General features: G+C 41.7%; 20 protein-coding genes. 5 read left to right on the plus strand and 15 right to left on the minus strand.

Going from position 1 to position 26,532, the window contains the following annotated elements:
* The first annotated feature begins 196 nt into the window (after window positions 1-196).
* Window positions 197-1,564, plus strand: a complete 1,368-nt coding sequence (locus Q0X72_RS00735; RefSeq protein ID WP_297760571.1) for a hypothetical protein — start codon at window positions 197-199, stop codon at window positions 1,562-1,564.
* A 124-nt stretch (window positions 1,565-1,688) separates the two neighbouring features.
* On the opposite strand, the gene Q0X72_RS00740 is transcribed toward Q0X72_RS00735, so the two are convergent.
* The 8 genes from Q0X72_RS00740 to Q0X72_RS00775 form a co-directional block, all read right to left on the minus strand.
* Entirely contained in the window at window positions 1,689-2,648 is a 960-nt protein-coding gene (locus Q0X72_RS00740) for a hypothetical protein (RefSeq protein WP_297760574.1), read from the minus strand.
* Between the two features lie 170 nt (window positions 2,649-2,818).
* The gene (locus tag Q0X72_RS00745) at window positions 2,819-3,376 is read right to left on the minus strand and encodes a dihydrofolate reductase family protein (RefSeq protein ID WP_297760577.1); all 558 of its coding nucleotides are present in this window, start codon (window positions 3,374-3,376) and stop codon (window positions 2,819-2,821) included.
* A gap of 128 nt (window positions 3,377-3,504) precedes the next feature.
* Window positions 3,505-4,080 (minus strand): hypothetical protein, encoded by a 576-nt coding sequence (locus Q0X72_RS00750; RefSeq protein ID WP_297760580.1) that lies wholly within the window; start codon window positions 4,078-4,080, stop codon window positions 3,505-3,507.
* Window positions 4,081-4,181: 101 nt separating this feature from the next.
* A complete protein-coding gene (locus Q0X72_RS00755; RefSeq protein WP_297760583.1) occupies window positions 4,182-4,628 on the minus strand; it encodes a Coq4 family protein in 447 nt (148 codons plus the stop codon).
* A gap of 293 nt (window positions 4,629-4,921) precedes the next feature.
* Window positions 4,922-5,398: a cupin domain-containing protein gene (locus Q0X72_RS00760; RefSeq protein ID WP_297760586.1), complete on the minus strand. Its 477-nt coding sequence runs from the start codon at window positions 5,396-5,398 to the stop codon at window positions 4,922-4,924.
* Between the two features lie 120 nt (window positions 5,399-5,518).
* The gene (locus tag Q0X72_RS00765; protein WP_297760589.1) at window positions 5,519-5,965 is read right to left on the minus strand and encodes a DUF1801 domain-containing protein; all 447 of its coding nucleotides are present in this window, start codon (window positions 5,963-5,965) and stop codon (window positions 5,519-5,521) included.
* Between the two features lie 199 nt (window positions 5,966-6,164).
* A complete protein-coding gene (locus Q0X72_RS00770) occupies window positions 6,165-9,311 on the minus strand; it encodes a glycosyl hydrolase (protein WP_297760592.1) in 3,147 nt (1,048 codons plus the stop codon).
* Window positions 9,312-9,460: 149 nt separating this feature from the next.
* The gene (locus Q0X72_RS00775; protein WP_297760594.1) at window positions 9,461-11,005 is read right to left on the minus strand and encodes a M20/M25/M40 family metallo-hydrolase; all 1,545 of its coding nucleotides are present in this window, start codon (window positions 11,003-11,005) and stop codon (window positions 9,461-9,463) included.
* A 238-nt stretch (window positions 11,006-11,243) separates the two neighbouring features.
* Between Q0X72_RS00775 and Q0X72_RS00780 the strand changes: the two genes are divergently transcribed.
* On the plus strand, window positions 11,244-11,579 hold the full coding sequence (locus Q0X72_RS00780) for a single-stranded DNA-binding protein (protein ID WP_297760597.1): 336 nt from the start codon (window positions 11,244-11,246) through the stop codon (window positions 11,577-11,579).
* Between the two features lie 130 nt (window positions 11,580-11,709).
* Window positions 11,710-12,138, plus strand: coding sequence for a hypothetical protein (locus Q0X72_RS00785; RefSeq protein ID WP_297760600.1), 429 nt, complete (start codon window positions 11,710-11,712; stop codon window positions 12,136-12,138).
* A gap of 218 nt (window positions 12,139-12,356) precedes the next feature.
* On the opposite strand, the gene Q0X72_RS00790 is transcribed toward Q0X72_RS00785, so the two are convergent.
* The 4 genes from Q0X72_RS00790 to Q0X72_RS00805 form a co-directional block, all read right to left on the minus strand.
* The gene (locus Q0X72_RS00790) at window positions 12,357-12,875 is read right to left on the minus strand and encodes a ferritin (protein WP_297760603.1); all 519 of its coding nucleotides are present in this window, start codon (window positions 12,873-12,875) and stop codon (window positions 12,357-12,359) included.
* Window positions 12,876-13,081: 206 nt separating this feature from the next.
* Entirely contained in the window at window positions 13,082-15,160 is a 2,079-nt protein-coding gene (gene metG, locus Q0X72_RS00795) for a methionine--tRNA ligase (RefSeq protein ID WP_297760606.1), read from the minus strand.
* 148 nt (window positions 15,161-15,308) lie between these two features.
* Window positions 15,309-17,003: a DUF1501 domain-containing protein gene (locus Q0X72_RS00800; RefSeq protein WP_297760609.1), complete on the minus strand. Its 1,695-nt coding sequence runs from the start codon at window positions 17,001-17,003 to the stop codon at window positions 15,309-15,311.
* Between the two features lie 11 nt (window positions 17,004-17,014).
* Entirely contained in the window at window positions 17,015-18,523 is a 1,509-nt protein-coding gene (locus tag Q0X72_RS00805) for a DUF1800 domain-containing protein (protein WP_297760612.1), read from the minus strand.
* Between the two features lie 192 nt (window positions 18,524-18,715).
* On the opposite strand from Q0X72_RS00805, the gene Q0X72_RS00810 reads away from it, so the two are divergent.
* Window positions 18,716-19,075 carry a YraN family protein gene (locus tag Q0X72_RS00810; RefSeq protein ID WP_297760615.1) on the plus strand — a complete coding sequence of 120 codons (360 nt, stop codon included), beginning with the start codon at window positions 18,716-18,718 and terminating at the stop codon, window positions 19,073-19,075.
* Between the two features lie 45 nt (window positions 19,076-19,120).
* Window positions 19,121-19,780, plus strand: a complete 660-nt coding sequence (locus Q0X72_RS00815) for an aspartate kinase (protein ID WP_297760617.1) — start codon at window positions 19,121-19,123, stop codon at window positions 19,778-19,780.
* Window positions 19,781-19,802: 22 nt separating this feature from the next.
* Here the strand turns inward: Q0X72_RS00815 and mfd are convergent, their stop codons facing one another.
* Genes mfd through Q0X72_RS00830 form a run of 3 tightly spaced genes read right to left on the minus strand, consistent with a single transcriptional unit; the run spans window position 19,803 to window position 26,361 of the window.
* Complete coding sequence (gene mfd / locus Q0X72_RS00820; protein ID WP_297760619.1) at window positions 19,803-23,174, minus strand: transcription-repair coupling factor; 3,372 nt, start codon at window positions 23,172-23,174, stop codon at window positions 19,803-19,805.
* A gap of 52 nt (window positions 23,175-23,226) precedes the next feature.
* On the minus strand, window positions 23,227-23,862 hold the full coding sequence (gene pdeM, locus Q0X72_RS00825) for a ligase-associated DNA damage response endonuclease PdeM (protein WP_297760622.1): 636 nt from the start codon (window positions 23,860-23,862) through the stop codon (window positions 23,227-23,229).
* Between the two features lie 36 nt (window positions 23,863-23,898).
* Window positions 23,899-26,361 carry a ligase-associated DNA damage response DEXH box helicase gene (locus tag Q0X72_RS00830; protein WP_297760625.1) on the minus strand — a complete coding sequence of 821 codons (2,463 nt, stop codon included), beginning with the start codon at window positions 26,359-26,361 and terminating at the stop codon, window positions 23,899-23,901.
* Window positions 26,362-26,532 lie beyond the last annotated feature (171 nt).

The following is a 26,532-nucleotide window of genomic DNA, read 5'->3' on the forward strand; positions in this document are numbered from 1 at the left end:
CTGATCACTTGCCAGGCATAAACCGTTATTACTTACATTTGTTGTTGGCAAAAAAATGATCATCATTTTCTTTGCTTTTTTATGTAAAATGTTCCCCTATTTACAAACAATTCCGGTAAAACGCAATTTTAGCGTTCACATCTTGCATCTAACCTTGCTCTTAAGAGAACTATCAACTTGAATTAACTCTAATCACATGAGAATAATACAACTTTTATTGATTCTGACATTTCTTTCCTTTCATCCTCCTGCAATCAGTCAAACATTAATTGATAATTACAGCCCTCCCAATAAACTCGGTGTGTTTATTGATGGCTGTGAACGGGGAGATGGAGGCTGTGATTTAGATTTTATAAGAACGGAAATTACGGCGGTTGACTTCTACAGGGATAACCAAAAGGCTGATGTCTTTCTGCTGATTAACAGAAACAGATCCGGTGGAGGAGGAAGACAATATCAACTGATTTTTATTGGTCAACAAAACATTCATGCGGGAAGAACAGACACCCTCTATGTAAATAATAGACAGCTTGACACCGACTTTGAAGTGCGGGATAAACTAACCCGGTATATCAAATTAGGTTTAGCTCCGTATGTTGCGAAAACCAAAGCTGGAGAGGAGATCGAAATCAACATGAAGACCGACTCTGCCATTCTGGAAGATTCAATTCAGGAAACTATTGATCCCTGGAATTACTGGGTTTTTAATGTGGGGGGTGATGCTAACATTGAATTAGAGGAATTGAGCAGTGACATCAATATTGGTGGAGACATCAATATTAATCGTATAACAGATGAATGGAAAATATCCCTATCCGGGAGAATAGATGAAAGGCTTAGAAGAACGATTCAAAAAGTGCCAAGAGTAGATGACAATGGCGATCCGGTTCTTGATGGAGATGGTAACCAGATTGTCGATGAAGTTGCGAATAATTTTGATGTTTCAGAATTTGGATTTAATCATCAGCTTGTGAAGTCTATTTCACCCCAATGGTCTTATGGTTATGATATTGCAGGGCGTCAGAACACCCGACTTAATTATCAGTTTCAGACCAGCTTCAGACCGGCGGTAGAGTACAATTTTTTTCCGGAAGCTGTGCAGAATACCAGATTTCTAAGAATGAACTATGGGATTGAACTCAGGAATAATCGATATGTCGAAGAAACGATTAGCGGCATCCTTAAAGAAACCAGGGTCCTCCATAGTTTGAGAATTAGCCTGGGATTTAATAAACGTTGGGGAAACCTAGAGGTGGGATATCGTCTGAGAAATTATCTGGATGATTTTAGTTCTTGGTCCACAGGTTTGAATATTAGAGCAGATGTCCGTGTCACTGGGAATTTATCTTTTTATGTGAGGGCAGAAGGCAACTATGTAAAGGACCAGATTTACCTGGCCTCCGGAGACTTCACCGAACAGGATATTTTGAGCGGGAGGGTAACCCTACCCTCAGCTTATATCATCGATACCAGATTTGGATTTAATTATAGGTTTGGTTCTAATCTCAATAACTTCATAAACCGAAGATTTTTTGGAAGGGCCAATTTTGTTGGGACTGATTAATTTATCATTATTAATTTTAAATTGTTGCTAACGGTTCCGGCTATGATTTGCTTGCGCTGTTCGCTACGCTCGGAACGTCACGCCTGGGGCGTGATGAATTATAGCCGTTGTTAGGCAACGTTTTTTATTCAAATATTTTTTCCAAATTCAGATATTTCGTCTCTACAAAGAAAATGCTCCATTCCCCATATTCATAATTTCCTAAATTCTCTGCGCGACTAAAAAAGAAATATTTACCGTCTCTCGAGAATCTCGGACTACTTTCTTCGTTTTTTGAATTCACTAATTGTCCGATTGGTTTTGCTTTACTCCATCCATTTTCAGTCTTTTTACAAACAAAAATATCTTCGCCACCACTTCCACCAGGCGCATCGTAAGAATTGAATAACAAGTATTTACCATTGGGTGAAATTACTGCTGAATAAACCCAAAATTTTTCATCGTCCCAAATTCCGTCTATCGCTTTTGGTTCAGAAAAATCTTCTCCGTCAAATTTTGTTTCATAAAGTTTTATACTTTTTGTTCCACGCATCATAGTTGTGAAATAAAAAGTTTCGTTATCATTCGTGAAAAAGAAATTATTGTTTGAGGAGGGCCACTTTTCATTTTCTAATTGAACAGCATTAATTGGTTCGGGTAAGGGTTTTGGTTCACTCCAACCATTAACTGTTTTTTCCATCATCCAGATGTTCATATCGAAGTTTCCTTTATTTGGTTTGTCAGGTATTGGACGTTCTGAACCAAAAAATAAATATTTTCCGTCTGGTGTTATTGAAGCAGTTTCATCTCGGTCAATCGAGAAGTCGGCAAGCATAGGCTCTGTCCATTTTCCATTTTCGATGTTACTAACGTAAATTTTTTGCTTTTTTTCAGGTGCTCTTCTTGAAAAGTAAACTGTTCGTCCATTCTCTGAAAATGTAAGTTCAAATTCACTATTGTCATCTGTAGAAATTACTCCTTTTGCAAATTGAATAGGACTTGAAACTACTTCTTTAGAGTACTCAACTCTTGGAATTTCAGTTTCAGTTTTACAGCTGAAAAGCCCAAATACTGAAATTATTAAGATGATATTTATTCTTCTCACATTTGTTTGTTTTAATGTTGCCTAACGGTCTCGTATAACCGTCAGTTACGGGTTAATATGCGACAATTTTCGGTTTAGCACTGACTTTAGCAATTCCGAGTGGATTCGGACCTAGTCGTCCCGATAGCTATCGGGACGCCGTAATTGCGGTTATACATTGTTAGCCACAGTTATTCTTCTTTATTTATTTCATAAACCATCTCAACCATTCCATCTTTAAATGCTGTCACATCTTTTAAATGCAATGGGATTTCCTTATCAATGTAATCAAAAAAGAGTTTTCCATTCCCCAAAAGCGTTGGTATAATTGTAATAATTATTTCATCCGCTAATCCAAGTCGAAGAAATTCTTTTGTCAGCATAGTTCCGCCAACCATCCAAATATTATTGAATTTAGGTTTCAATTGGTCAGATAAAATTTCATTCAAGTCGCCAGATAGAAACTGCACAGTTTTTTTGTCCGATTTCAGGTTTCTTTCTGTGAGTACGAAAACAGGAACTTCTCCATAAGGCCATCCAAGTTCAACAGCATGCTCATAAGTCCGTGAACCCATAACGTAACAATCTATTGATTTAACGAATTCAGCAATATATTCCTTTGTCAGCTCTATTCCTTTTTCGTAGGTATCTTTTGAACGCATCCAAGAGACAGTTCCATCTTTCTTTGCGATATAGCCATCAAGACTGGAAACCATATGAATAGTTATTTTCGGATTTTTAGTTTTCATTGCTCTAATTGTGGCTAACGTTGATGTATAAGATTAGTTGCGTGTTTTAATCATTAAGGTTAGCAAATAAATCGCAGATAGAAAGTCCGCGAGGACTTTCGTAAATTGGCTAAGACAAGCAATTAATTTTATACGGTGTTAGCACTTGTTTTTCTGTTTAATACTTTAATTCCAAGTGTTATTAAGACTATTATTAATGCAATAAAAAATATACTTGTTGAAATGCTTTTTATAACTGACAATATATTAGTTGTATAAACTATAGTCTCTTTCAATTCGGGATAGTTTTTGAGCATTGAGATAATTCCGATATTTTCCAAATAATCTGCAATTCCGGCAATTATCGGTATTAGGCAGAGATAAATATATGGGGAATTTAATTTGTTCAATTTTTTCAAGAAATATCCCAAAAGCAAACAGTAAGAAAGTCCGAATAGTAGCGGGTAAATCATATCAACAGGTATTTGGTTGGTTAGATATGTCAAACGTCCATTTTCTCCAAGCGAAGTAAATAGTTCACTTACATAATTCAAATCATATCCTGTGGGCATCATATCCAATAATTTCATTCCGTCAGAGAATTCCATTGTTTTGGGAATTGTAACAGTCAGCATAAAGGTGTAAACAAGATTGGTCAAGATAAAAAGACCTAAAACCTTTTTTCCTGAAATATTCTTTTCTATGAAATTTATTAATCGTTTCATTTTTTTCTCAAATAAGTGCTAACGGTTTGGCTATGCGCAGTGTCCCGTAAGGCATTGCGTATAGGTGTTGTTGTGCGTTCGTGTTTTACATTTCACTATTATCATCTCAAGACCTTGATGTTAAATTCTTTTCTGATTTCAGAAATAGAAGTATCTAAATAGGGTTCATAGTTAGTCCAAGGCCATGGTTTGTTCATTTTCTTTGATCTTACAATAAGCACTGGAATGGATATTAAGAACTTGAAAATATTATTTACAACATGTGAAAGACTAAAATTTCTAGATAATTCATAGGCATTGGCTTTTTTATAAGCACTGATGTGTTTCCAAAATCCTAAAGTTGTACCAAATATTGTCCATATTTTGACAGAGCCCTCTCCGTAAAGTGATATGTCACAACCAAATAAAACGTGAGCAATATCATGAGACCTAAAGAAAGATTTAACTTCTTTAGGAATTCCTTCTTTCTTGTGACTGAGATGGCTTTTGTATTCTTCATAGAACCCCTCTAAGCCTTGTCTAAGTGTGATATTTATTTCTTCTATCATTTCCGTTGGATTTCTTCTGACGAACGATATATTCATGACGCACAACGGTCTTGGCTATGATTCTGTTTTGGTTGAGTAGTTTTGTGCCGTGGGCTGCGCCGAAACGAACCGCAAACTTGCTGAGGCGCTTTAGATGGTGAACAAAACTGCTAAGCAAAAGGCATCAAGCCATTTGTTTATTTAAAAGTAAGATAATTTTAGAAGTTGCGATCCACCCAAAATGAATTATAGCCGTTGTTGTACGCTGGCATTTTTTAAATCGAATTTACTGCCTGAACATTTTTTGGTAATAATTAGTCTCTTTTTAGCTTATCAGCCACCTTATCATAATATTCTTGAGTTAGTACCTCTGTCCAAATAGTAGGCTGTTCACCGCCATAGAAAGCCAAGTACGTTACATCACTGTCCTTGGTAGAGGAATGCCAATGTTCGATATCTTTCTCACACTTAATTACGTCACCTTCTTTCAGAATTGCAGGTTCTTTTCCTCTCTCCTGATAATAGGCTTTGCCATCTACGATTATTAAAACCTGCACAGAACTATGTTTATGCCAATCCAGGGTTGAGTTGGCTCTAAAGGTTGCTTTCGTAATGTTATAACCTAAGTCGGCATCATCATGAATTATGGCATTCAACCAAGCTTCTCCAATGTAATGCGTATTTGGTGCCTTCGTACCCTCCGTGAGATAAGAGGAAACGGTATAATCAGAACTTTGGGCAAATAGACATAGAGGGGCTAAAATAAATAGTGTGAAAATTGAATTTCTCATTTTATACTTTTTAAATTAATTATTTTATTTGGTCGTGCGGAGTTCAATGCTTGCGCACAACGGTTGGGCTATGGGGCGTGTCCCGCAGGGCATGCACTATAGCCCTTGTTGTGTGTAGCTTTATTTATTATATTTCTTCCTGCAAGAGCACTCGTTATGTTCATTTATGTATTTTATAGACTCTATACAAAGTTCTTTGAGAACTGGAATATTGATGTCTGCAAGTTTGTTAGCATAAATACAGGCTTTTCCCATTTTGAATTTTCCGAGGTCAGTTATGATTGAATTACTTTTTTCTGTGTCAGAATAAATATAGAGCGAAAAGGCTGCCTTTCTCGGGGAGAATCCAAGAATGGGAGCATCGCCTTCGTGTCCGCTTTCGTATTTGTAATGATAACTACCGAAGCCGATAATTGTCGGTCCCCACATTTTGGGTTCTTCGCCCGTAATGGCTTGTAGTATATTTATCAATTCGTAACTGTCATTTTTCTTTTGTTCTGAGTTAGCAAATGAGTTTATAAACTCGTAGACATCCGCGTCTGTTTCTTTCGTTTTCGTTTTTGCCATAACTCCGATTTTGATTACTGTATTAAAATCTTTTCCATCTTTTTGTCTTTCGCCAATTCTCCTAACGATGACTTTACAAGGTAACGTGATTGCCCTGTCGTCTAACATTGCAGGTACCGTGTTCGCGTATGGTTTCGTTGCGTAGAGACTAAGATAGAGAATAAAGAGAAACCCACTGTTCAGCGGCAATGGTTTTCCATTACTCCTCCATTATAATAGCAGGCAGGTTCAACGACTTATAAAGTGCATTATACGCGTTCATCCCTGACGATACAATATCATTTTTCTCTTGTTCAAAAGTGTTCCATTGCCCCAGCAGATCTGCCAGGCGTTCCTGTGCACCCTTTGTAACCTTAGGCTCTGCAGCATCTACATAATCCCGCAGGTTCATAAACTCAGCATTTAACTGGTTGTGGAAATTGATCACATCCTGAAAGGTCTTTTGCTTAGGTTGTATTAAGTTTTCCTCCCAGGTATTGATCCGTTCCAGCAATTCCTTGCCTTTGGCTACCAGGTCCGCAGCAGCTGCATTGTCCTTAAGCAGTTTTTCATAGGCAGTAAGCTGGTTTTTGGCAGACCGCATCTGGTTTACCGCCTCATGCATATTCGTAATAGCAGACGCAATTTGATCCAGGACCTTTTGCTGCTCTGCATATTCGGCCGCCGTGGCTGCTACCTTCGGATTAGGTAAGATATTGGCGGTAGTCTCAGACACCGCCTCCCCTAAAGTAAGCCGTATGCCATAGGTGCCGGGGGCAACCCGCGAGCCTTCGTAACTTCCATAGACAAAAACCTTGTCTACAGAAGGCAGATCGTCCTTCCTGAAATCCCAGGTAAAACGGTTGTACCCTTTCTTCGCCGGTAAGATTTCAGGTTTTGATGGCCCACCCGGCCAGGAACTAAAATCTTCAGGCTTTTTACTAGAGTAGGTTCTAATTACCTCATTATTTTGAAGCACTTCCAGAGTGAGCTCCGTACTATCCAGCTTTTGTCCCAGATAATAATCTATTGTTACCCCTTGCTTTGGATTCTGACCAAGGCCGGGTACCGGTTTTTCTGTGCTCCCGCCAAAAAGTAAATAGGTGTTTTTAGGTTGTACAACTGCTACCGTTGCAGAAGTCATTGGAGCACTTTGTAGGGCACCAACATCATCTAATATCCAGAAAGATCTTCCTGCCGTTGCCACTACCAGGTCATTGTCCTGGAAGATCATATCATTGATAGGAACCACCGGTAAATTGAGTTGAAAAGGTTGCCAGTTCAGTCCGTCATTCAGTGAGATATAAAGTCCGGTTTCGGTACCGGCATATAACAAGCCTCGCCGCTTGGGATCTTCTCTAACTACCCTTACAAAGGTGTGTGGATCCGTAATGCCATTCACGATCTTGGTCCAGGTCTCGCCATAATCTGAGGTTTTATAAATATAAGGTTTAAGGTCCATGGTCTTATAACGCATCACCGCTACATAGGCGGTGGCAGGATCGTGCGGAGAAACTTCAATGCTATTTACTATGCCTTCACCCAGATCCTTAGGGGTAGCATTTACCCAGTTCTCTCCTCCATCTTTGGTAAGGTGTACAAGGCCATCATCCGAGCCTGCCCAAAGCACCCCTTCTTCGTGCGGCGATTCTACCAGGTACATGAGGGTGTTGTAATTTTCTCCCCCGGCTGCTTCGTTGGTATACGGCCCACCACCAGGGCCCTGTTTGCTTTTGTCATTCCGGGTAAGATCCGGGCTAATGACTTCCCAACTTTGGCCTTCATCGGTACTCTTAAATACGACGTTTCCTGCATGGTAAATGGTGCTCCTGTCATGTGGGGAACTGATGATAGGGGCATTCCAATTATAGCGGTATTTAAAGTTGACCGGGACATTCCCAAGGGCTAGCTCCGGATATTCTTTAATAGATTTGCCTTCTCTGGAAGCCTTTACCCATTTCTCAATAATGCCCTGATAGCATCCTCCATATATTACTTTAGGATCATCCGGATCAAAGGCGAGGTAAGCACTTTCACAACCGGCAACAGAATACCAGTCTTTCCAGTCTATTCCCCGATCATTGGTTCGGCTGGCGATAGAGATAGCCGAGTTGTCTTGCTGACCTCCATAGACCCTATAGGGAACCTGATTGTCTGTAATGACCCTGTAGAACTGCGCAGTGGGTTGTATGGTCTGTGTACTCCAGCTTTCACCTCCATTGTTGGATACATTGGCGCCTCCGTCATTGGAGTTGATCATTTTCTGATTGTCCTTGGGGTGGATCCACAAATGGTGGTTATCCCCGTGAGGCGTAGAGAGGCCGGAAAAGGACTTGCCCCCATCGATCGATTTCATCACAGGGGCGTTCAATACATAGACCACATTTTCATTTTGGGGATCTGCGAAGATCTCCATATAGTACCAGGAACGGGCAATATTTACCCTGTCCTTATTGATCTGCACCCATTTTTTGCCCGCATCGTCTGAGCGGTAGACGCCTCCTTTGTCTCCTTCTGCTTCGATCACTGCAAACACACGTTCCGGGTTGGCTCTGGATACAGAGATCCCTGCCTTACCAAATTCCTTTGGTAGCCCTTCCTTCATTTTGTCCCAGGTGGTGCCTCCATCCGCAGATTTAAAGAGGCCAGACATGGCGCCACCAGATTCCATGGTCCATGGATAACGGCGGTGTTGCCACATGGCGGCATATAAAATAAGAGGGTTCTTCATGTCCATTGACAAGGATGCGGCCCCTGTAGTGGTATCGAGATAGAGGACCTTTTCCCAGTTTGTTCCACCATTGTTAGAACGGTAAATTCCACGGTCTTCCGTAGGGCCATACTGGGCACCCTGTGCGGTGACAAAGATGATATCCGGATTGGTTGGGTGAATCACGATGTCTGAAATATGTCTTGTGTTATCCAGGCCCATATGGGTCCAGGTCTTGCCAGCATCGGTAGATTTATATACGCCATCTCCCATAGAGGTCATAACCCCTCTGGCAGCGTGTTCTCCCATGCCTGCAATAACGATATTCGGGTTGCTTTCAGACACTGCCAACGCTCCTACACTCCCTGTTTTTAGAAAGCCATCAGAGACGTTTTTCCAGGTGATGCCATCATCGGTTGTTTTCCAGATACCGCCTCCGGTACTGCCCATATAATAGGTCATAGGCTGGCCCACAACCCCGGTTGAAGTTACACTTCGGCCACCCCGAAAAGGCCCAATATTACGCCATTGGAGGCCGTGAAACAGCGAGTCTTCCAGCACAGGTATGGGAGCTGCGTTTCGAGATTTTCTTCTCTGACTTTCAACAGAAGAAGGAAGTAGTAATAGTCCAATGATCAGGAGTTGAATAAGTTTCATAGCAAGTGTTTACAAAGTTATGTTATTGGATATTTTTTTGGGAGTTACCTCTATTCTTTTACAGAAGCAAAAGTCATCTGGCGGAATTTACACCCTGTATTTTCATCCCATTTATTTTGGGTTGGTTTCATAAATATGATGGTTTAGTTTTAATTCCCTCCTTCCCGGGTAGGCGATCTAGGAGTAGGCCAGTTGCGTCTTTCACCCGTTCTTGGATTGATAGATAGTACTGCTTTTTCTCTGGAACTTCTTTCCGGATCTTCACTGGCCATATAGGTGAGTATAGCTGTTAGGATCACATTGTTGCGAACATCATCAAAAACGATCTTGTCATAGGTATCCAGGTTGGTGTGCCAGGTATAGTTTCTGTAGCTCCAACTCAGGGAGCTAAGTGAAAATGCGGGAACACCGGCAGCCACGAAGGAGGCATAGTCCGAGCCACCACCACCAGGATTTCCCGGAAAGGTCGTTTCTATATGTTTGGTAATGCTTTCGGGAACCGTTTCCATCCATCGGCCCAGATAGGCATAGGAATTTAAAAATCCTTGTCCGGACAGGTTTACTACCCTTCCGGTGCCATTATCCTGATTGAATAAGGCTTGCAGGCCTTCTACAACCTCCGGATGGTCCTCTACAAAAGCGCGTGAACCATTGAGGCCCTGTTCTTCGCTACCCCACAATCCTATGATGATAGTGCGTTTTGGGTTTGGGTATAATTTTTTGAGGATACGTGCGGTTTCCATCATGGTGATGGTGCCTGTACCATTATCTGTAGCGCCGGTTCCCCCGTCCCAGGAATCAAAATGGGCAGAAAGGATAATGTACTCATCCGGGAATTCTGTACCCGGAATAGTGGCAATTGTGTTAAAAGTAGGTACCCTGCCTAATTCCTTAGACTCTGCCACTACTTTTATAACGGGGTTGCCACCGTGTTCCACCATACGGTAGAGCATGCCGTAGTCTTCCAGGGAAAGGTCCACTACCGGAATTTTTTTAGTGTTGGCACTAAAGATCTTGTTGGCTCCAAAGCCGTTGGACCAGCGAGATTGGATGATGCCCAAGGCACCAGCTGCTTCGAGGGCCTCATTGATGGTTCTGCTGCTATAGCCAGTAGCTCTGATCTTTTGGCTCCAGGCCTTTTCGAGTTCATCGCGTTCCTTCTTCATTTTTTCAAAGGACTCTGGGGTAGCAAATTCTTCCCAGTTATAATCTGGTCGGCCTGTGGGTTGGGGCATGGAAACAAGTACAAATTTTCCTTTAACGTTAGACACCCAGGTTTTAAAGGCCAGGGAATCTGCCAGGGTAGGGATGGTTATTAGTCCGGCAGTAATTCCTTTAGATGAGGTGCCGGGGCTCCAGGCCAGTTGTCTGCCAGTTAGAGATACTACGCGTGGTGATATCATATCTATATGGGTGATACCGCGTTCCCATCCGCGCCACGTTCCCCATGTTTCATTTGTTGCAGAAATACCCCATTTGGCATAGGTTTTCACGGCCCAATCGTGTGCATTTTTCATTTGAGGTGTTCCCACCAGTCTGGGGCCAATAATATCCATTAGCTCATGTGCCAGGACGGTGAGTTGAGAATTCTCATTCGCCTCTTTTTCTATGGCGGTTGCTATATCTTGAGCGGTTTGCGCGTGTACACATATAAAACTGATCAAAAAGATAAAAAGGGTGCATAGTTTTTTCATGGTGAGGGTCTAGTTTTATAAAGAGTCCCTAATATAAAAAGAAAACCCATGCTGCGGAACAATAGGCGCTTTATTAAATGCTCATTTGAATATTCTAATACGTATACAAACGACTACAAACGATAACAAACGAAAATAAACAAGTAACAACCAACTATTGCTTTTTATGAGTCTATGTTTGACGTGTCGGATATAGCAACCGATAGTATTAACTGTTTAACCTTAAAATTTAGTAATCATGAATGCACTTAAAAACAAAGTACAGTTGATTGGAAACCTGGGGCAGGACCCGGAAGTAGTAAATCTTGACAGTGGTAGTAAACTCGCGAAATTTTCTATAGCGACCAATGAGACCTACCGGAACACCAAAGGAGAGAAGGTCACGGACACCCAATGGCACAATATTGTCGTATGGGGCAAACTGGCAGATGTGGTGGAAAAGTTCCTTTTCAAAGGAAGCGAAGTTGCCGTAGAGGGTAAATTGATTCACAGATCGTATGAGAACAAGGATGGTGAAAAGCGATTTATCTCGGAGATCAAATGTAATGAGCTTTTGATGTTAGGGAAACAATAAAAAGGTAACATCTGGTCGATAAAGGGGGCATTTTGCCCCTTTTTCTATTAATAACGTAAATGTTTTACTATCTTTTATATCCAGTTATTTCGAATTTCCTAGAAAAAAACGGAGTAGTAAATAAGGACTGATGAAACGTAGTATAACACTCTTACTCATTTTAATTACCTGCCTTCCGTGGGGCCTTCGCGCACAGGAAGAGAAGGGAGGAGAGTCTGTGATCAGTTTCTATCGCAGTATGGCAATTGAAGATGCTCTTTTGGAACAATCACTCAATTTTGCCCTGGAAGAAGATGAAATGGATTATTGGAAAGATCAGCGCAATTTTGAAAATAACTTAAAACAAGAGAATTATACAGCTTACAAAACCTATATTTTCTTTAAAAGTAGATCTTATCTGGAACATAAGCAGGGCTGTGATATTGCAACCAAACATGGCAAGGGTTATAAAAAGCAGGCGTCCTTCTACGCTACTCATGCACAAAGATCTCTTAGCGATAAGGATATAGCAGCCAAGGATCTCATTGTTTCTCCATCTTTGGTATCCCAAAGACACTAGTAAGTAAGAATTTAAGCCACTTTTTTCAACACGTCAATACAGGGGCAGCGTTTACAGCGCTTAGATCTGCACTTTTTGTATTTGTCGCAACACTTAGATTTACATTCCTTGCAGGAAAGGGCCCGCATCAGAGCCTTCTGTGCTTTTTTTGCCTTATTTTTTTCTTTTTTCTTTTCCCCCATAAGGTTGCTGTAGGTGCGAAAATAGATTGTTATTTCTTACTCGGTCGTATTGGAGTCAGCGTTCCCTGCCGTGATTTGCTGCACATCCCTGTCAAACAGGTATAATCCCCCTTTATCATTCCCAATAAGGTTTATCTTGTCCAATATATTTCTAGCCAGAGCTTCTTCCTCTATCTGTTCAGCTACATACCACTGTAGGAAATTGTGGGTAGCATAATCCTTTTCTTCCAGAGATACATGAACCAGCTCATTGATGCTCTTTGAAACAAAAATCTCATGTTCGTAGAGTTCCTGAAACATTTTCTGGAAGCTGCCGAAGTCTTTATCAGGTGCTTTAAGATCGCTGATATGGGCGTGTCCGCCTCGTTCATTGACGTATTTAATCAGTTTTAGCATATGCATTCTTTCCTCATCGGAATGTCCGTACATAAACAAAGAAATCCCTTCCAGTCCTTTTACCTCAGCCCAGGATGCCATAGATAGGTACACCTGCGAAGATTCTGCCTCTAAACGTATTTGTCCGTTGAGGGCTTTTTCCATATTTTTAGTCAACATATCTTATGTTTTCTATAAAAATACACAAACATGTATTTTAATTCAATGACATTCATCAGTATTAACCCGCTAAGGGTCATAAACATTTATCAGGATGACGCCTTCAGAAAAAATACTTACTGAGCCAACCGAAGGGTATTAGCATGGGCTACTTACAAAAAACAAAAATATTTGAATTCACTTTATGGTTATATACATCGCCTTCACTAGCTGATAGTGGCGCCATTGTCCACCTCAGAATTGTCCGGATTTAGAAATACCAGTTTCCCTTCCTCACTTTCGGTCATAAGGATCATCCCCTGACTTTCAACGCCTCGCAGGGGTCTTGGGGCCAGGTTAACCAATACGGTCACTTTTTTACCTACGATCTCTTCAGGAGTAAAACTTTCGGCGATCCCGGATACAATAGTTCTTACATCTATGCCGGTATCTACTTTGAGGACCATCAGTTTCTTAGTCTTAGGCATTTTTTCCGCTTCCAGGATGGTCCCTACACGCATATCCATTTTAGAGAATTCTTCAAAACTGATCGTTTCTTTTTGAGGCATAACATTTTTATTTTCAGATTCGTTGGCTTTTTTAGTGGCTTTTAATTTTTCGAGTTGAGCGGTGATCTCCTCATCTTCGATCTTGCGGAATAACAATTCTGATTTCCCCAATACATGTCCGGAGGGAAGTAACGATGATTGGATCGCAATGCTCTCCCATCCTAAAGAAGGTTTGCAGTTCTCTAATAAGAGCATTTTCTTAAGTTTTGCAGAGGTAAACGGCAGAAAGGGTTCACTAAGGATCGCCAGGGCCGTAGCCAGTTGCAGGGCGGTATTCATAATTGTAGCCACCCTTGCCTCATCTTCCTTGATCACTTTCCAGGGCTCCTCATCTGCCAGGTATTTGTTCCCTAATCTGGCCAGGTTCATTAGTTCTTGTCCGGCTTCCCTGAAGCGGTAGCGTTCAATAGAATCAGTAATAGAGGCTGGAAAGTTTTGCATGGCCTTTAAGGCATCATTATCTGCCTGGGTAAGTTTCCCGGTCACAGGTACGACGCCATTATAATATTTTTGGGAAAGCACTACAACACGATTGATAAAATTCCCGAAGATAGCAACCAGTTCGTTGTTATTACGCGCCTGAAAATCGGCCCAGGTAAAATCGTTATCCTTGGTCTCCGGAGCATTAGCGGTAAGGGTATATCTGAGTACATCCTGAGCATCCGGAAAGGCTTCTAAATATTCATGCAACCAAACGGCCCAATTCTTTGAGGTAGACAGTTTTTGTCCTTCAAGATTTAAAAATTCATTGGCGGGGACATTCTCGGGGAGAATGAAATCTCCGTGGGCTTTTAGCATGCTGGGAAAGATGATACAGTGAAAAACAATATTGTCTTTCCCTATAAAATGGACCAATTTGGTATCCTTGGATTGCCAGTAAGGTTTCCAGTCCTTTCCTTCTCGTTGTGCCCATTCTTTGGTTGAGGATATATATCCAATAGGCGCATCGAACCAGACATATAAAACTTTCCCTTCACCTCCCTTTACTGGAACAGGGATCCCCCAGTCTAGATCGCGCGTCACCGCTCTTGGTTTTAGTCCATCATCTATCCATGATTTGCATTGCCCGTATACGTTGGGTTTCCAATCCGATTTATGATCTACCAGGATCCACTGTTTAAGAAAATCTTCGTAGCGGTCCAGAGGTAAGAACCAGTGTTTGGTCTCTTTTAAAGTGGGAACTGCGCCAGACAGGGTAGACTTTGGATTGATCAGATCTGTGGCATTTAAAGAAGAGCCACAATTTTCACATTGGTCGCCGTAGGCTTCTTCATTTCCACACTTGGGGCAGGTACCGGTCACAAAACGATCTGCCAGGAATTGCCCTTCTTGTTCATCGTATAGCTGGGCGGTGGTCTCCTCAATAAAATCGCCTTGCTTGTACAACTTTACAAAGAAATCGCTGGCTGTTTGATGATGAATTTCGGCTGAGGTACGGGAATAATTGTCAAAAGTGATCCCAAAGTCCTGAAAGGATTGTTTAATGATCCCGTGGTATTTATCGATCAGTACTTTGGGGGAGACTCCTTCCTTTTTGGCCTTCATTGGGATAGCAACACCGTGCTCATCACTGCCACAAACAAATGCTACTTCCTTGCCAATCAACCGCAGGTAACGGGCATAAATATCCGCCGGGACATAGACCCCGGCCAAATGGCCTATATGGATAGGACCATTGGTATAAGGAAGCGCCGCCGTAATAGTGTATCGGGCAAATTTTTGGGATGCTGCTGCCATCAAGCTCTTTGATTAGGGCACAAAAATAACCATTTTTTAATGCCCCTTCCCCTGAGGAGAAGAAAAAAGAAAACCCTCGTATGTCCAGGCGCAAAGTTTGATTCTTGAACCGGAAATACGAGGGTTGCTATAGCAAAGTAGGGGCAGCTTATGCCACCATTACGGATTTAGACATTTTTTTATCCTGCACCTGGATACGGTAGATGTATTTTCCGGTGGACAAATGACTTGGCATTCGTTCACGGATGTTGATCTCTACAGACCCTTCAAACATCATTTCATTGTAAATGGTCCCCACATTCTGACCCAGAATATTGTAGAGTTGAATATCTACATGTGCACTAAATGGCATTTCAAGATATATATGCGGTGTTTGTTGTGTTGGATAGAATGGTTTGTGAACAATAGCGTTCAACATTTCTTCACTAGGATCTTCAGCATTAGGATCCATGGGATTCGGTGGTATAAACGGCTCATCGCTATACGCAATATCCGGAAATTCAACACCACTACAATTAAATCCTAGATTCACAGGAGCGTACGGATGATCTAATAAGTGTTGTTCCACAAGAGGAATAGGTACACATAACCATTCTGCCAGGACAGTGGCATATAGATCCCTAAAGTCCATGGTGTATTCAAGATTTCCTCTTCCGTTCGGATTCTCCAATGAAGGATGATCTCCAACAAAGGCACTTCCATTTAAGCCTGAGCCAAAGAAAAGGGTAGGAGCTGCTTTTCCGTGATCGGTACCATTAGAACCGTTCTCAAAGATCCTTCTACCAAATTCGGAGAAGGTCATACTCAATACCTTATCATCTTGTTGCGTAAAAGCAATATCCTCGTAAAAATTGTTGATGGCAATAGACAAGTTAGACATAAGTCGCTCGTGTGCCAAAGGCTGGTTTCCGTGTGTATCAAAACCTCCCATGGAGATCATATATACTTTGGTTCCCAGATTTCCTTTTATCAATCTAGCAAGCAGCGCTAATTGTCTGGCAAAGCCATTATCCTGGTATTGTACCTGGTTTTGACCTCTTTCATACGCTTCATGAATAAGTCCGGAGTATTCATAGGTAGTATTCGCTACCCCTCTCAGGAATCTTAACTGATCTCCATACATACAATCATTAAAGAGGGCAGGATCCAAACTGTATTGCACTCCGGTCTCGGCGATCTCTTCCAATTGATCAATGTTAGAAGTTACAAAGGCGTAATTGGTCTCTTCGCCCTGAAAAACTAAACTACCAAAGTTGCCTATCTGAATAGCAGCAGGTGACGCTGGTGGATTCACCAGATAATCTGGGTAAATATTTTCAAAATAACGTCCCATCCACCCGGTATTCAAACCTGAAAATCCTGTGGTGGTAAGATCTGTATTTGCATAGATGTCTGATCCTGTAAAATGCGAAAGACTCTGATTTTCATATCCAACGCCATGGACGGCCTTAAACTGACCTTCGCCCCACATAGGTTCCAGGGCATTCATATAAGAAGGTACTCCAAATTCGTCTGTAAGCTTTAGCACCTTACTTTCGGGAATATAGATATTAGGCCTGGCATTGGCATACAGATCGTATTGCTCAATAGGGACCACAGTACTTAATCCGTCGTTACCACCAGAAAGCCTGATAAGAATAAGGATGTTATCTGTATCTGCATTAGCAATGGCCGCTGTAAGGGGTGAAGGAGCTGAGGCGGTAAGCATATTGCTTCCCAGCATCATAGATCCGGATCCGGCAATACCGAGGGCTTGCAGGAATGAACGTCTACTCCAGAACTTGTGTTCCTCGTCGTGACCGTTTTGATTCTTTATATTAATAGGGATATGATTATTGCACATAACTGTAGGTATTATTTAAGTTGAAACTCAGGTTGTCTAGACAAATGCATTAGCAGAAGAAATACTTGCTGCGGAACTTCCGGACTAACCGAAAGCATCCAAAGGCCTAATCCACCAGGGATATAGTCCGATCCGTAATACTCTTCAGGGACATCTTCGATCTTAAAGACCGACATGGCATTTTCGAAATCCTGAGCAGTAAGCAGTCCAATAGGTGTAAATTTATTTACCAGTGCCCGTACCACGGTCTCTGGATTACTGGTGTTACTATCTGCCATTCCTACTGCATCCATAGCCAGGGTTCTGAATTGTTCAGGATTCCCCTGGAAAAAGATCTCAAGAAATACTTCCACGGTTAACCATCTACCAATAATAAAGTTGGTATTGATCCAGGTACGGTCTCGCTGCCATCCGGCAACGTCTACAGGATCGAACAATTCCTGACTGAGCATTCTCGTAGTATCTATGACATTGAGTATAGTATTATCATTATATGCAAAATTGGTTTCATTGATGAGGTTAAGATAAATATCGAACGGACTTTTAATGATAACGCCAATGGCCTCATCATCAAAGAAATGCTGACTCTTAAACAATTGAGAAAGTACAGGTGCAATTTCAAAATTGTTGGCCACCATGGTGTTAGCCAATAGGGTAATAATGTTTTGCGCATTACCGGCATCGTCATCAGAATCCGGGTGAACAAAGAACTCATATAATTTTTGGCAAATAAATCTGGCGATTTCATTGGGACGTTCCTGAAAAAGAATGTCTATAACATCGTCATAGTTCCAATTTCCGGTTTGTCCCAAAATGGTTTTTGGTCCGGCATCGAATCTGGTGGGATCAAAAGTAACCTGTTCACAGCCTAATTCGCCGCGTTCAACATAACCTGTTAAGGCTTTGGCCGTTTCAATAATATCTTGTTCTGTATACCCGTTCCCTTCTCCAAGAGAGAAAAGTTCATAAAGTTCCCGTGCGTAATTCTCGTTAGGGTTGTTACCGTTATTGTAAACACCATCCAAATAATAGAGCATGGCGGAGGTTAAACCAATTTCACTCACAAAGGTCTTAAAGTTGCCAATAGCGTTTCTCTGCAGACAGTTGGTGTAGTAGTACAAGAAACTGTTACAGTCATACACATCTAGTTCGGTGACAAAATGATTGCTCCAAAAGAAACTCAACCTGTCTCTAAGATTATTGGTCAACAAGCCATTGGTATAGGCGACGGCCCATTCTTCCTGCTGAGCTCTTCTGATTTGGCGAGCCAGATCATCGTCTGCCGGATAATTGCTGTTATTCCAGTCTGCCCAGGCGGGAGCCGCAAGAGGAGGCATGGTTAAAGCTTCATTTATTAGAGCGTCTACCAACGTTCCGGCATTTTGGCCTACGGCCGTATCAATAGTCTGTACTGAGGCACTAAACCCAAGTCTTCTGTACAAATGCGCGGCCCTGACTTTATCCAGGGGTGTTGTGTATAGCGCTAATGTAGAGGTGTTACAATTAACGAAGTATTCCATAGTCAATTATTAGGCTTTAAGAACGTTCATGTGCGTAGGGGCAAATTCTTAACGCTTAATCCATTCGCTTAGTATGGAAATCCAGAAATTTTCGATATCCGGAGACCTAATGTACAATCTATGAGCCAAAATAGGCGGTTACTGACCTCATTTTTCGATGAAATGCGCTAATTTGTTAATTTTTTGTGCACTATGGCATCACACAATGATTTTGGAAAAAAGGGGGAGGAACTGGCTGCGGAACTACTCTTAAAGAAGGGATATAAGGTCCTTAGGAGGAATTACAGATATTTAAAAGCGGAAATCGACATTATTGCCCAAAAAGGGAGTATTCTGGCAGTGGTGGAGGTAAAGTACAGGCGTTCTGATCACCTGCAACCCATCACTGCTTCCGTAAATCGAAAAAAAATAGGGCTGCTTATCATGGCTGCAGATCACTATGTTCAGGAAAACGATCTGGATGTTGATGTACGCTTTGATATTATTACGATCCTGGGGCAACCCTCGGGATATAAAATAGAGCATCTTAAAGAAGCCTTCTCTCCGTATTAAATATTGTTTTATTTATAACATATTGTTATTTTTGAAAGAAAAAGAATGAAGACCATTTCTTCCGTTGTGGAGCATTACATAAAGAAAAAGCCATTTTTACAAAGTGCATTAGCACAAGGAATCATAAATCTTACTTCTTTATCCCGACTCATAAAGCCCGAAATAGAACTTGAATTAGGGAAGGATGTCCGTAACGGAGCTATTGTTATGGCTTTAAAACGGCTTTCGGACGACCTGGAATTCCGTGCTACACACAGGATCATTAAAGTGTTAAAGAATATTGGTGAAATTACGGTACGTTCCTCACTAACAGATTTTACATTCTTGGTCTCAGACACTATCCTTGAAAATCAAACACAACTTTTAAAGGAAGTCACAAAGAACAAGGAGGTCTTTTATACCTCTTCAAGAGGCGTCAATGAATTAAATATTGTGGTAAGTGATAGCCTTGACGATGTTGTAGAATCATTATTTAAGGGTGAGAAGTGCACCCAAAAAGCCTCTAACCTCTCTTCCATTACAGTAAAACTCCCTGCTGAGAATGTCTCCGTTCCCGGTATTTATTATTTTATTTTCCAACGCCTGGCGTGGGAAGGGATCGTACTATACGAGGTTATTTCCACAACAAATGAATTTACCATCATTGTCAATGATGAACAGGTAGATATTGCTTTTAAGACCATCAAGGATCTTAAGACATTGTAAAACACGCAATTAACTACTCACCTTAAGGAGTAGCCTGAGTTTTGGTTTGAAGTTGGCCAGCCAGAGGTTGGAGCATTTCAAGTGCAGTAGAAGTAGAATAAATTTTTTCAAACACCAACAAGAGTCTCAGTCCGTTACGGGTTTGTTTTTCCTTGATCTTGCAGGAGGCTGGATGAGCTTGAACATACTGAAGGACCTTGGTAAAGGCCGTACTCTGATAGAAACTTGAATGTTGGTCGGCTACAAAGTATCCCAATAGTTTCCCTTTTTTCATCACAACCTTTTCCAGACCAATACTACTGGCTGTCCATTTGATCCTTACCGAATTTAAAAGATCTTTCACGGTTTCGGGTAATGGGCCAAACCTATCCTTTAAATGAGCCTGGTACTTTTGTAGGTCCTCTTCGTTCGTTATTCCGTTTAATTCGGTGTAGAGGTTTAGGCGTTCTGTTATATTATTGACATAGTTATCCGGGAACAATAGTTCAAAATCTGAATCGATCTGTGTCTCTTTCACATAGACCTTTTCTGAGCCATCCTCAGGTTCATAAAGATCTTTAAATTCATTCTCCTTTAATTCCTCAATGGCTTCTGCCAGGATCTTCTGGTAGGTCTCAAAACCGATCTCATTAATAAATCCGCTTTGTTCTCCCCCAAGCAGATCTCCGGCACCTCTTATTTCAAGGTCTTTCATGGCTATATTAAAACCACTTCCTAATTCCGTGAATTGTTCCAGCGCCTGTATGCGCTTTCTGGCTTCTGTTGTCATTGAATCGAAGGGAGGGGTAATAAAATAACAAAACGCCTTTTTATTACTTCTGCCTACACGGCCCCTCATCTGATGGAGATCACTTAATCCAAAATTATTTGCATTATTTATAAAGATGGTATTCGCATTGGGAACATCGAGCCCACTTTCAACAATAGTAGTAGAGACAAGAACATCAAAATCGCCATTCATAAAACCAAGCATAAGGTTCTCCAGTCTTTTTCCTTCCATCTGCCCGTGACCTATCCGTATTTTGGCATCGGGTACCAGGCGTTGTAAAAGTCCGGCCACCTCTTTAATATTCTGAATACGATTATGGATAAAAAACACTTGCCCTCCACGTTGAATCTCATAAGAGATGGCATCTCTGATCGTGGCCTCATCCAAACGTATTACATTACTTTCTATAGGATAACGGTTAGGGGGAGGGGTGGTAATGACTGAAAGGTCTCGCGCAGCCATAAGACTAAACTGTAGTGTTCTGGGAATGGGTGTGGCGGTAAGCGTTAGCACATCTACATTCTCCTTGATCGATTTTAATTTATCCTTTACAGCCACTCCAAATTTCTGTTCTTCATCCACAATAAGGAGACCGAGGTCCTTAAAGACCACATTTTTGTTCACCAATTGATGGGTGCCAATAATGATGTCTACTTTCCCGGATTCCAGATTTGCGAGGGTCTCTTTTTTCTCTTTTGCTGTGCGAAACCGATTCAGATAATCTACGCTCACCGGCATATCTGAAAGACGCTCCTTAAAGGTGCGATAATGCTGAAAAGCAAGAATGGTAGTAGGTACAAGTACGGCAACCTGTTTCCCATCATCCACCGCCTTAAAAGCTGCCCTGATGGCAACTTCTGTTTTACCAAACCCAACATCGCCACAGATTAGCCTGTCCATGGGCCTGTCTTTTTCCATGTCGCGCTTAATATCCTGGGTGGCCGTGATCTGGTCTGGTGTGTCCTCGTAAATAAAGGAAGCTTCCAATTCGTGTTGCAAGTAACTATCTGGCGCATAGGCATGACCTTTATCTAACCGCCTTTTGGCATATACATTAATCAGATCGAATGCGATCTTCTTGACCCTCGACTTGGTTTTTTGTTTTAATTTTTTCCATGCAGCAGAGCCCAGTTTGTATATTTTTGGTGCCACACCATCTTTCCCATTGTATTTGGAGATCTTATGCAGGGAATGTATGCTTACATAAAGGATGTCTCGTTCCCCATACATCAATTTAATGGCCTCCTGTTTTTTGCCTTCTACTTCTATTTTCTGCAGACCTCCAAACTTCCCTATTCCATGATCTATATGGGTTACATAATCGCCCGTGGAGAGTTTATTCAATTCTTTCAGGGTAATGGCCTGCTTTTTAGCATACCCGTTCTTGATCTGAAACTTATGATAGCGTTCAAAGATCTGGTGATCTGTATAACAAGCTACCTTAATGTCATCATCGATAAAGCCATCGTGAATGGGCACCACTAGTGTTTGATAATGCACCGTCTTTCCTATCTCGTCAAAAATATCATGGAATCTTTTTGCCTGTTCTTCGGATGAGCAAAAGAGATAATTCTGGTATCCCTTAGCTTCATTATCATTCAGATTGGCTAAAAGGAGGTCGAATTTTTTATTGAAGATAGGCTGAGGTTTGGTATTGAAGGAGATCACCGCAGCTTCATTGGCGGTCGTCTTTCCTTGAAAGGTGACCATGGCAAATTGTTCCAGTTCTGCTTCGAGCAGGGAGCTATTGATAAATAATTCCTTGGGCTTGGCGTGTTTTATGTCCGTACTAAGATCAGCAAAGGCCTCATTGGCTTTTTTGAAAAAGGATGTAATACGCTGGTGAAGTACGTCCGGGTCGTTTACAAATAGAACGGTGTTGGGATTGATATACTTCAGAAAGCTCACCCTGGATTCTTTCATAAATTTATTCTCCACATTAGGGATGATGGTGATCTTTTTTACCTGCATTGTCGAAAGTTGAGTTTCTACATCAAAGGTCCGGATGCTATCTATTTCATCCCCGAAAAATTCGATTCTATAGGGCTCATCATTGGAGAAGGAAAAGACATCTACTATCCCCCCACGAACCGCAAATTCACCTGGTTCTGTTACAAAATCTACTCTGTGAAACTGGTATTCGAACAATACTTCGTTTAGGAAATCTAAGGAGAGAATGTCTCCAATTTTGATCTTCTGGGTATTTTTATCCAACTCTTTCCTGGTCACCACCTTTTCGAACAGAGCATCGGGATACGTGACGATGACGGCTGGTTTTTTTCTGGAATTGATACGGTTCAGAACCTCAGCCCTGAGGAGTACATTGGCGTTGTCGGTTTCTTCAATCTGATAAGGTCTGCGGTAACTCGCCGGATAGAAAAGGACATCTTGCCCTCCTATCAGCTGTTCAAGATCGTTGAGGTAATACGCAGCTTCTTCCTTATCTCGCAGGATCCACAAAAAAGGGTGATCGGAACTTTTGAAAACTTCTGCCAACACAAAGGATTGTGCCGAACCTACAAGTCCTTTGAGATGTGTGATTTTTTGGGATTGGGATATAGCTCCCCCTAGTTTCCGCAGTTGGGGAGACTGTTTGTACAATGGTGGGATGGTGCTTTTTGTCACCTGCTAATTTTGTGCAAAGATAAGGCGAGAACAGTGGTCTGGCAATGGCCGGTTAAATTTTTATGACCATGGCATCTGCAATGGCATATACTTCGTCTGCCCCCTTCTTTTTTAGCACATGTGTTCCTGTGAAGGCACCAAATGCCGGCAGGATCATTTGATGTTTGTTCTTAAAGAAACAGGGCAGGCGTAAAGATTGTCTTCCCTTTCCACTTAATCTAATAGCGGGATGTATATGTCCGGAAAGGTTGAATAGGCCAGCTCTTTCTTCCGGATAATGAGTCAACAAAAAAGGTCCCCATATAAGCTCTGCTACCAGTGAGATACCTAAGTTCTCATATTTGACTGGGGAAATAATATCATGGTTCCCGGCTATCAGCAGAATTTTTGCAGGAGTTTTCAGGACCCAGGTTTCAAATAATTGCCACTCCTTGTTAAGGCTGGAATGAAAGAGATCGCCCAAAAAACAGATCGTTTTGGGTTTGTAAAGTGAGAGGGAGTCTTGTAAAACTTCGAAATTTTTTAGGATCACCTCTTGAGGGACGGCTGCTCCATATTTTCTGAAATGCGTCACTTTTCCTAAATGAACATCACTGATCAGCAAAACCTCTTCCTCTTCCCAGAATACTACTCCCGAGGGGTTCAATACCAGGTGTTGTTCGGCAATAAGGATACGCTGGGAGGTCATAAGATCAAAGATAGTAAATGCCGATCTGTGAATACATCATTTTATTAATAGGGCTGTCATTCGTTTTATTCTGTCTGCCAACTTTTCGCTGGAGAGCTTTTCCCGCAGTCTATCTGTGATGATTGGGAATGAAAATGGTGTTGGATTTTTGCACGCTTTCCAAACGATCTCTTGCCTGCCTATCCTTTCCAGGGCCAGTCGTAAACGACCCTCTTCCAATTGGTGTTCAAAGGTCTCACGAAATGCCTGAAGAAAAAGCAGGTTATCTGGTTCGTAATCCCTGAATACATCGAATAGCAATTGGGAACTGCTCTGCAGGTGTTTCATTTTTACACCTTTATCTGGGTACCCGGTAAAGACCATACCGCTTATAACTGCAATATCCCTGAATTTTCTACGGGCCATTTCAGTGGAATTCAGGCTATTTTGAAGATCCTCAAACATATAAGAAGTAGTAAAGAGGTCATTGTCAATAACAGCCTGGATGTCTATTTCTTTATCGGACAAAAGCTCGAATCCATAGTCGTTAAAAGCCAGGGAGAAAGTAATGGGAGAAAGAAGACTTATGCGGTATCCCAATAAACTGCCCATTGCTTCATGAACAAATCTTCCTTCGAAAGGATAAATGATATGATGGAATCCGTCACTGCTCTTAAAGGTTTCAATAAGTAACTCATCCGGACCGGGGACTATGCTTTCTTTTTGTTGTCTTTCAAAGATTGGAGCTAGGGCACGAATGGAATCTGATTGTTGGTCTGAATGTAGCCTTGCGGAATACAATTCTTCTCTGAGCAATTGCGACATTTGGGCTGATAAGGTGAGTCGGCCACCCATCCAGCTCGGCACTTTACTCGTCTTTTTTGAGGAATTACGCACCAGGGCCTGCATCTCTTTGATCCTGATAAATTCCAGGTTCCTTCCGGCAAATGTAAATACATCGCCCGGTGTTAACTTGGAAATAAAGGATTCTTCAATAGATCCTATATACCCACCTTTTTGGTACCGAACAGTGAGGTTGGCATCGCCAACGATTGTTCCTATTTGAAATCTATGGCGCATTGCCACTCCTCTGTTTTGAACAACAAATCTGCCATCATCGGCAATTTCTACTTTTTTATATTCATCATAGGTTTGTAGACTCTGACTTCCCAGGACGATAAAGTTTAACAGCCATCGCCATTTGTCTTCGGTCATTCCCTGATAGCAAAAACTGCTTTTAACTTCTTGGTAGATCTCTGAAGGGATAAATCCGTCTGAAACTGCCAGGGTAGTTAGGTACTGAACCAGTACATCAAAGCTATTGAGATAGGGCATTCTGTCTTCAACTGCCTGTTTTATAACAGCCTGTTGCAGTGCCGATGCCTCTACTAATTCAATGGCATGGGTTGGCAAGAAATAGATAACGCTCTCTTTTCCGGGTCTATGGCCACTGCGCCCTGCTCGTTGCATAAACCTGGCCACCCCTTTTGGGCCTCCTATCTGTATTACAGTTTCCACCGGAGCAAAGTCGACCCCCAGATCGAGACTGGAGGTACACACCACCGCTTTTAATTTTTCATTCCTGATGGCTTCCTCTACCCAAATACGGGTGTCCTTATTAATGCTGCCATGATGCATGGCCATTTCACCTGCCATCTCAGGGTATTTTTCCAGTATCTTTTGGAACCAGATCTCACATTGGCTCCGGGTATTGGTAAAGAGCAGGGTGGTCTTACTTTTTTTTATAATGGGGATCACCCTGTCCAAAAGGCGCAGTCCCAAATGTCCTCTCCACGGAAAGGTTTCTATATGCTCGGGGATAATGCTGATCACATGAATTTTTTTATTCAATGCAGCCCGGATCAGGATTGAATTTTGAAATGCCTTACTCTCTGGGCCAAGCAATACTTGCCTGGCTTCTTCCAGGTTTCCTATGGTTGCCGATATCCCCCAGATCCGTAAATTGCTCGATAGCGTTTTGATCCTGGAAAGTGCCAATTCCATTTGTACGCCTCGTTTGGTGCCCAATAGTTCGTGCCATTCATCTACTACCACAGCATTACATTTTTTGAACATCTTGTCATACCCTTTGGTGGCCAACAACAATTGCAGGCTTTCCGGAGTAGTGATCAGCAGATCGGGCATTGTCTTACGCTGTTGGGCGCGTTCCTTGGTAGAAGTATCTCCTGTTCTGATCCCAACAGTTAGGGGAAGATCCAGGTCTTTTATTATTCGTTCAGCAGACTGTCTGATCTCCTGAGATAATGCGCGCAGGGGAGTGATCCAAATTGCTTTTAACCCCTTTGAATGAGATGTTTTATATGATGAATTCTGATTAATATAGTTCAGAACAATAGGAAACCACAAGGCATAGGTTTTACCACTCCCGGTGGGGGCATTAAGAAGACCATTTTTTCCTGCTAAAAATGCCTTCCAGGTTTTCTTCTGGAAAGGAAACGGTTTCCATCCCTGTTCCCGGAACCATTGTTCTGCAATATAGAAAAGCTCGTCCTGGGTCATTATAGAATGCTTTTTGTATCAATATGGTCATCTATCATATGTCCGGATTTATATGCTGCAATGCGAAATGATCCCATAAAGGGTTGGAGTTAAAAGCAGGAGTTTCATAGCAAAACGAAGGTACAAAAACCATGTAATACTTTTGAAGGATCATAACGACTTGTAGCAAGA

Origin of the sequence: uncultured Muriicola sp. (genome assembly GCF_947258935.1) — a bacterium.
Classification (GTDB): domain Bacteria; phylum Bacteroidota; class Bacteroidia; order Flavobacteriales; family Flavobacteriaceae; genus Muriicola.

Excerpts from the sequence above, each read along its gene's own strand:
- Q0X72_RS00735 (WP_297760571.1), top strand. The coding sequence starts at position 197 with ATGAGAATAATACAACTTTTATTGATTCTGACATTTCTTTCCTTTCAT.
- Q0X72_RS00745 (WP_297760577.1), bottom strand. The coding sequence starts at position 3,376 with ATGAAAACTAAAAATCCGAAAATAACTATTCATATGGTTTCCAGTCTT.
- Q0X72_RS00750 (WP_297760580.1), bottom strand. The coding sequence starts at position 4,080 with ATGAAACGATTAATAAATTTCATAGAAAAGAATATTTCAGGAAAAAAG.
- Q0X72_RS00755 (WP_297760583.1), bottom strand. The coding sequence starts at position 4,628 with ATGATAGAAGAAATAAATATCACACTTAGACAAGGCTTAGAGGGGTTC.
- Q0X72_RS00760 (WP_297760586.1), bottom strand. The coding sequence starts at position 5,398 with ATGAGAAATTCAATTTTCACACTATTTATTTTAGCCCCTCTATGTCTA.
- Q0X72_RS00765 (WP_297760589.1), bottom strand. The coding sequence starts at position 5,965 with ATGGCAAAAACGAAAACGAAAGAAACAGACGCGGATGTCTACGAGTTT.
- Q0X72_RS00770 (WP_297760592.1), bottom strand. The coding sequence starts at position 9,311 with ATGAAACTTATTCAACTCCTGATCATTGGACTATTACTACTTCCTTCT.
- Q0X72_RS00775 (WP_297760594.1), bottom strand. The coding sequence starts at position 11,005 with ATGAAAAAACTATGCACCCTTTTTATCTTTTTGATCAGTTTTATATGT.
- Q0X72_RS00780 (WP_297760597.1), top strand. The coding sequence starts at position 11,244 with ATGAATGCACTTAAAAACAAAGTACAGTTGATTGGAAACCTGGGGCAG.
- Q0X72_RS00785 (WP_297760600.1), top strand. The coding sequence starts at position 11,710 with ATGAAACGTAGTATAACACTCTTACTCATTTTAATTACCTGCCTTCCG.
- Q0X72_RS00790 (WP_297760603.1), bottom strand. The coding sequence starts at position 12,875 with ATGTTGACTAAAAATATGGAAAAAGCCCTCAACGGACAAATACGTTTA.
- metG (WP_297760606.1), bottom strand. The coding sequence starts at position 15,160 with ATGGCAGCAGCATCCCAAAAATTTGCCCGATACACTATTACGGCGGCG.
- Q0X72_RS00800 (WP_297760609.1), bottom strand. The coding sequence starts at position 17,003 with ATGTGCAATAATCATATCCCTATTAATATAAAGAATCAAAACGGTCAC.
- Q0X72_RS00805 (WP_297760612.1), bottom strand. The coding sequence starts at position 18,523 with ATGGAATACTTCGTTAATTGTAACACCTCTACATTAGCGCTATACACA.
- Q0X72_RS00810 (WP_297760615.1), top strand. The coding sequence starts at position 18,716 with ATGGCATCACACAATGATTTTGGAAAAAAGGGGGAGGAACTGGCTGCG.
- Q0X72_RS00815 (WP_297760617.1), top strand. The coding sequence starts at position 19,121 with ATGAAGACCATTTCTTCCGTTGTGGAGCATTACATAAAGAAAAAGCCA.
- pdeM (WP_297760622.1), bottom strand. The coding sequence starts at position 23,862 with ATGACCTCCCAGCGTATCCTTATTGCCGAACAACACCTGGTATTGAAC.
- Q0X72_RS00830 (WP_297760625.1), bottom strand. The coding sequence starts at position 26,361 with ATGACCCAGGACGAGCTTTTCTATATTGCAGAACAATGGTTCCGGGAA.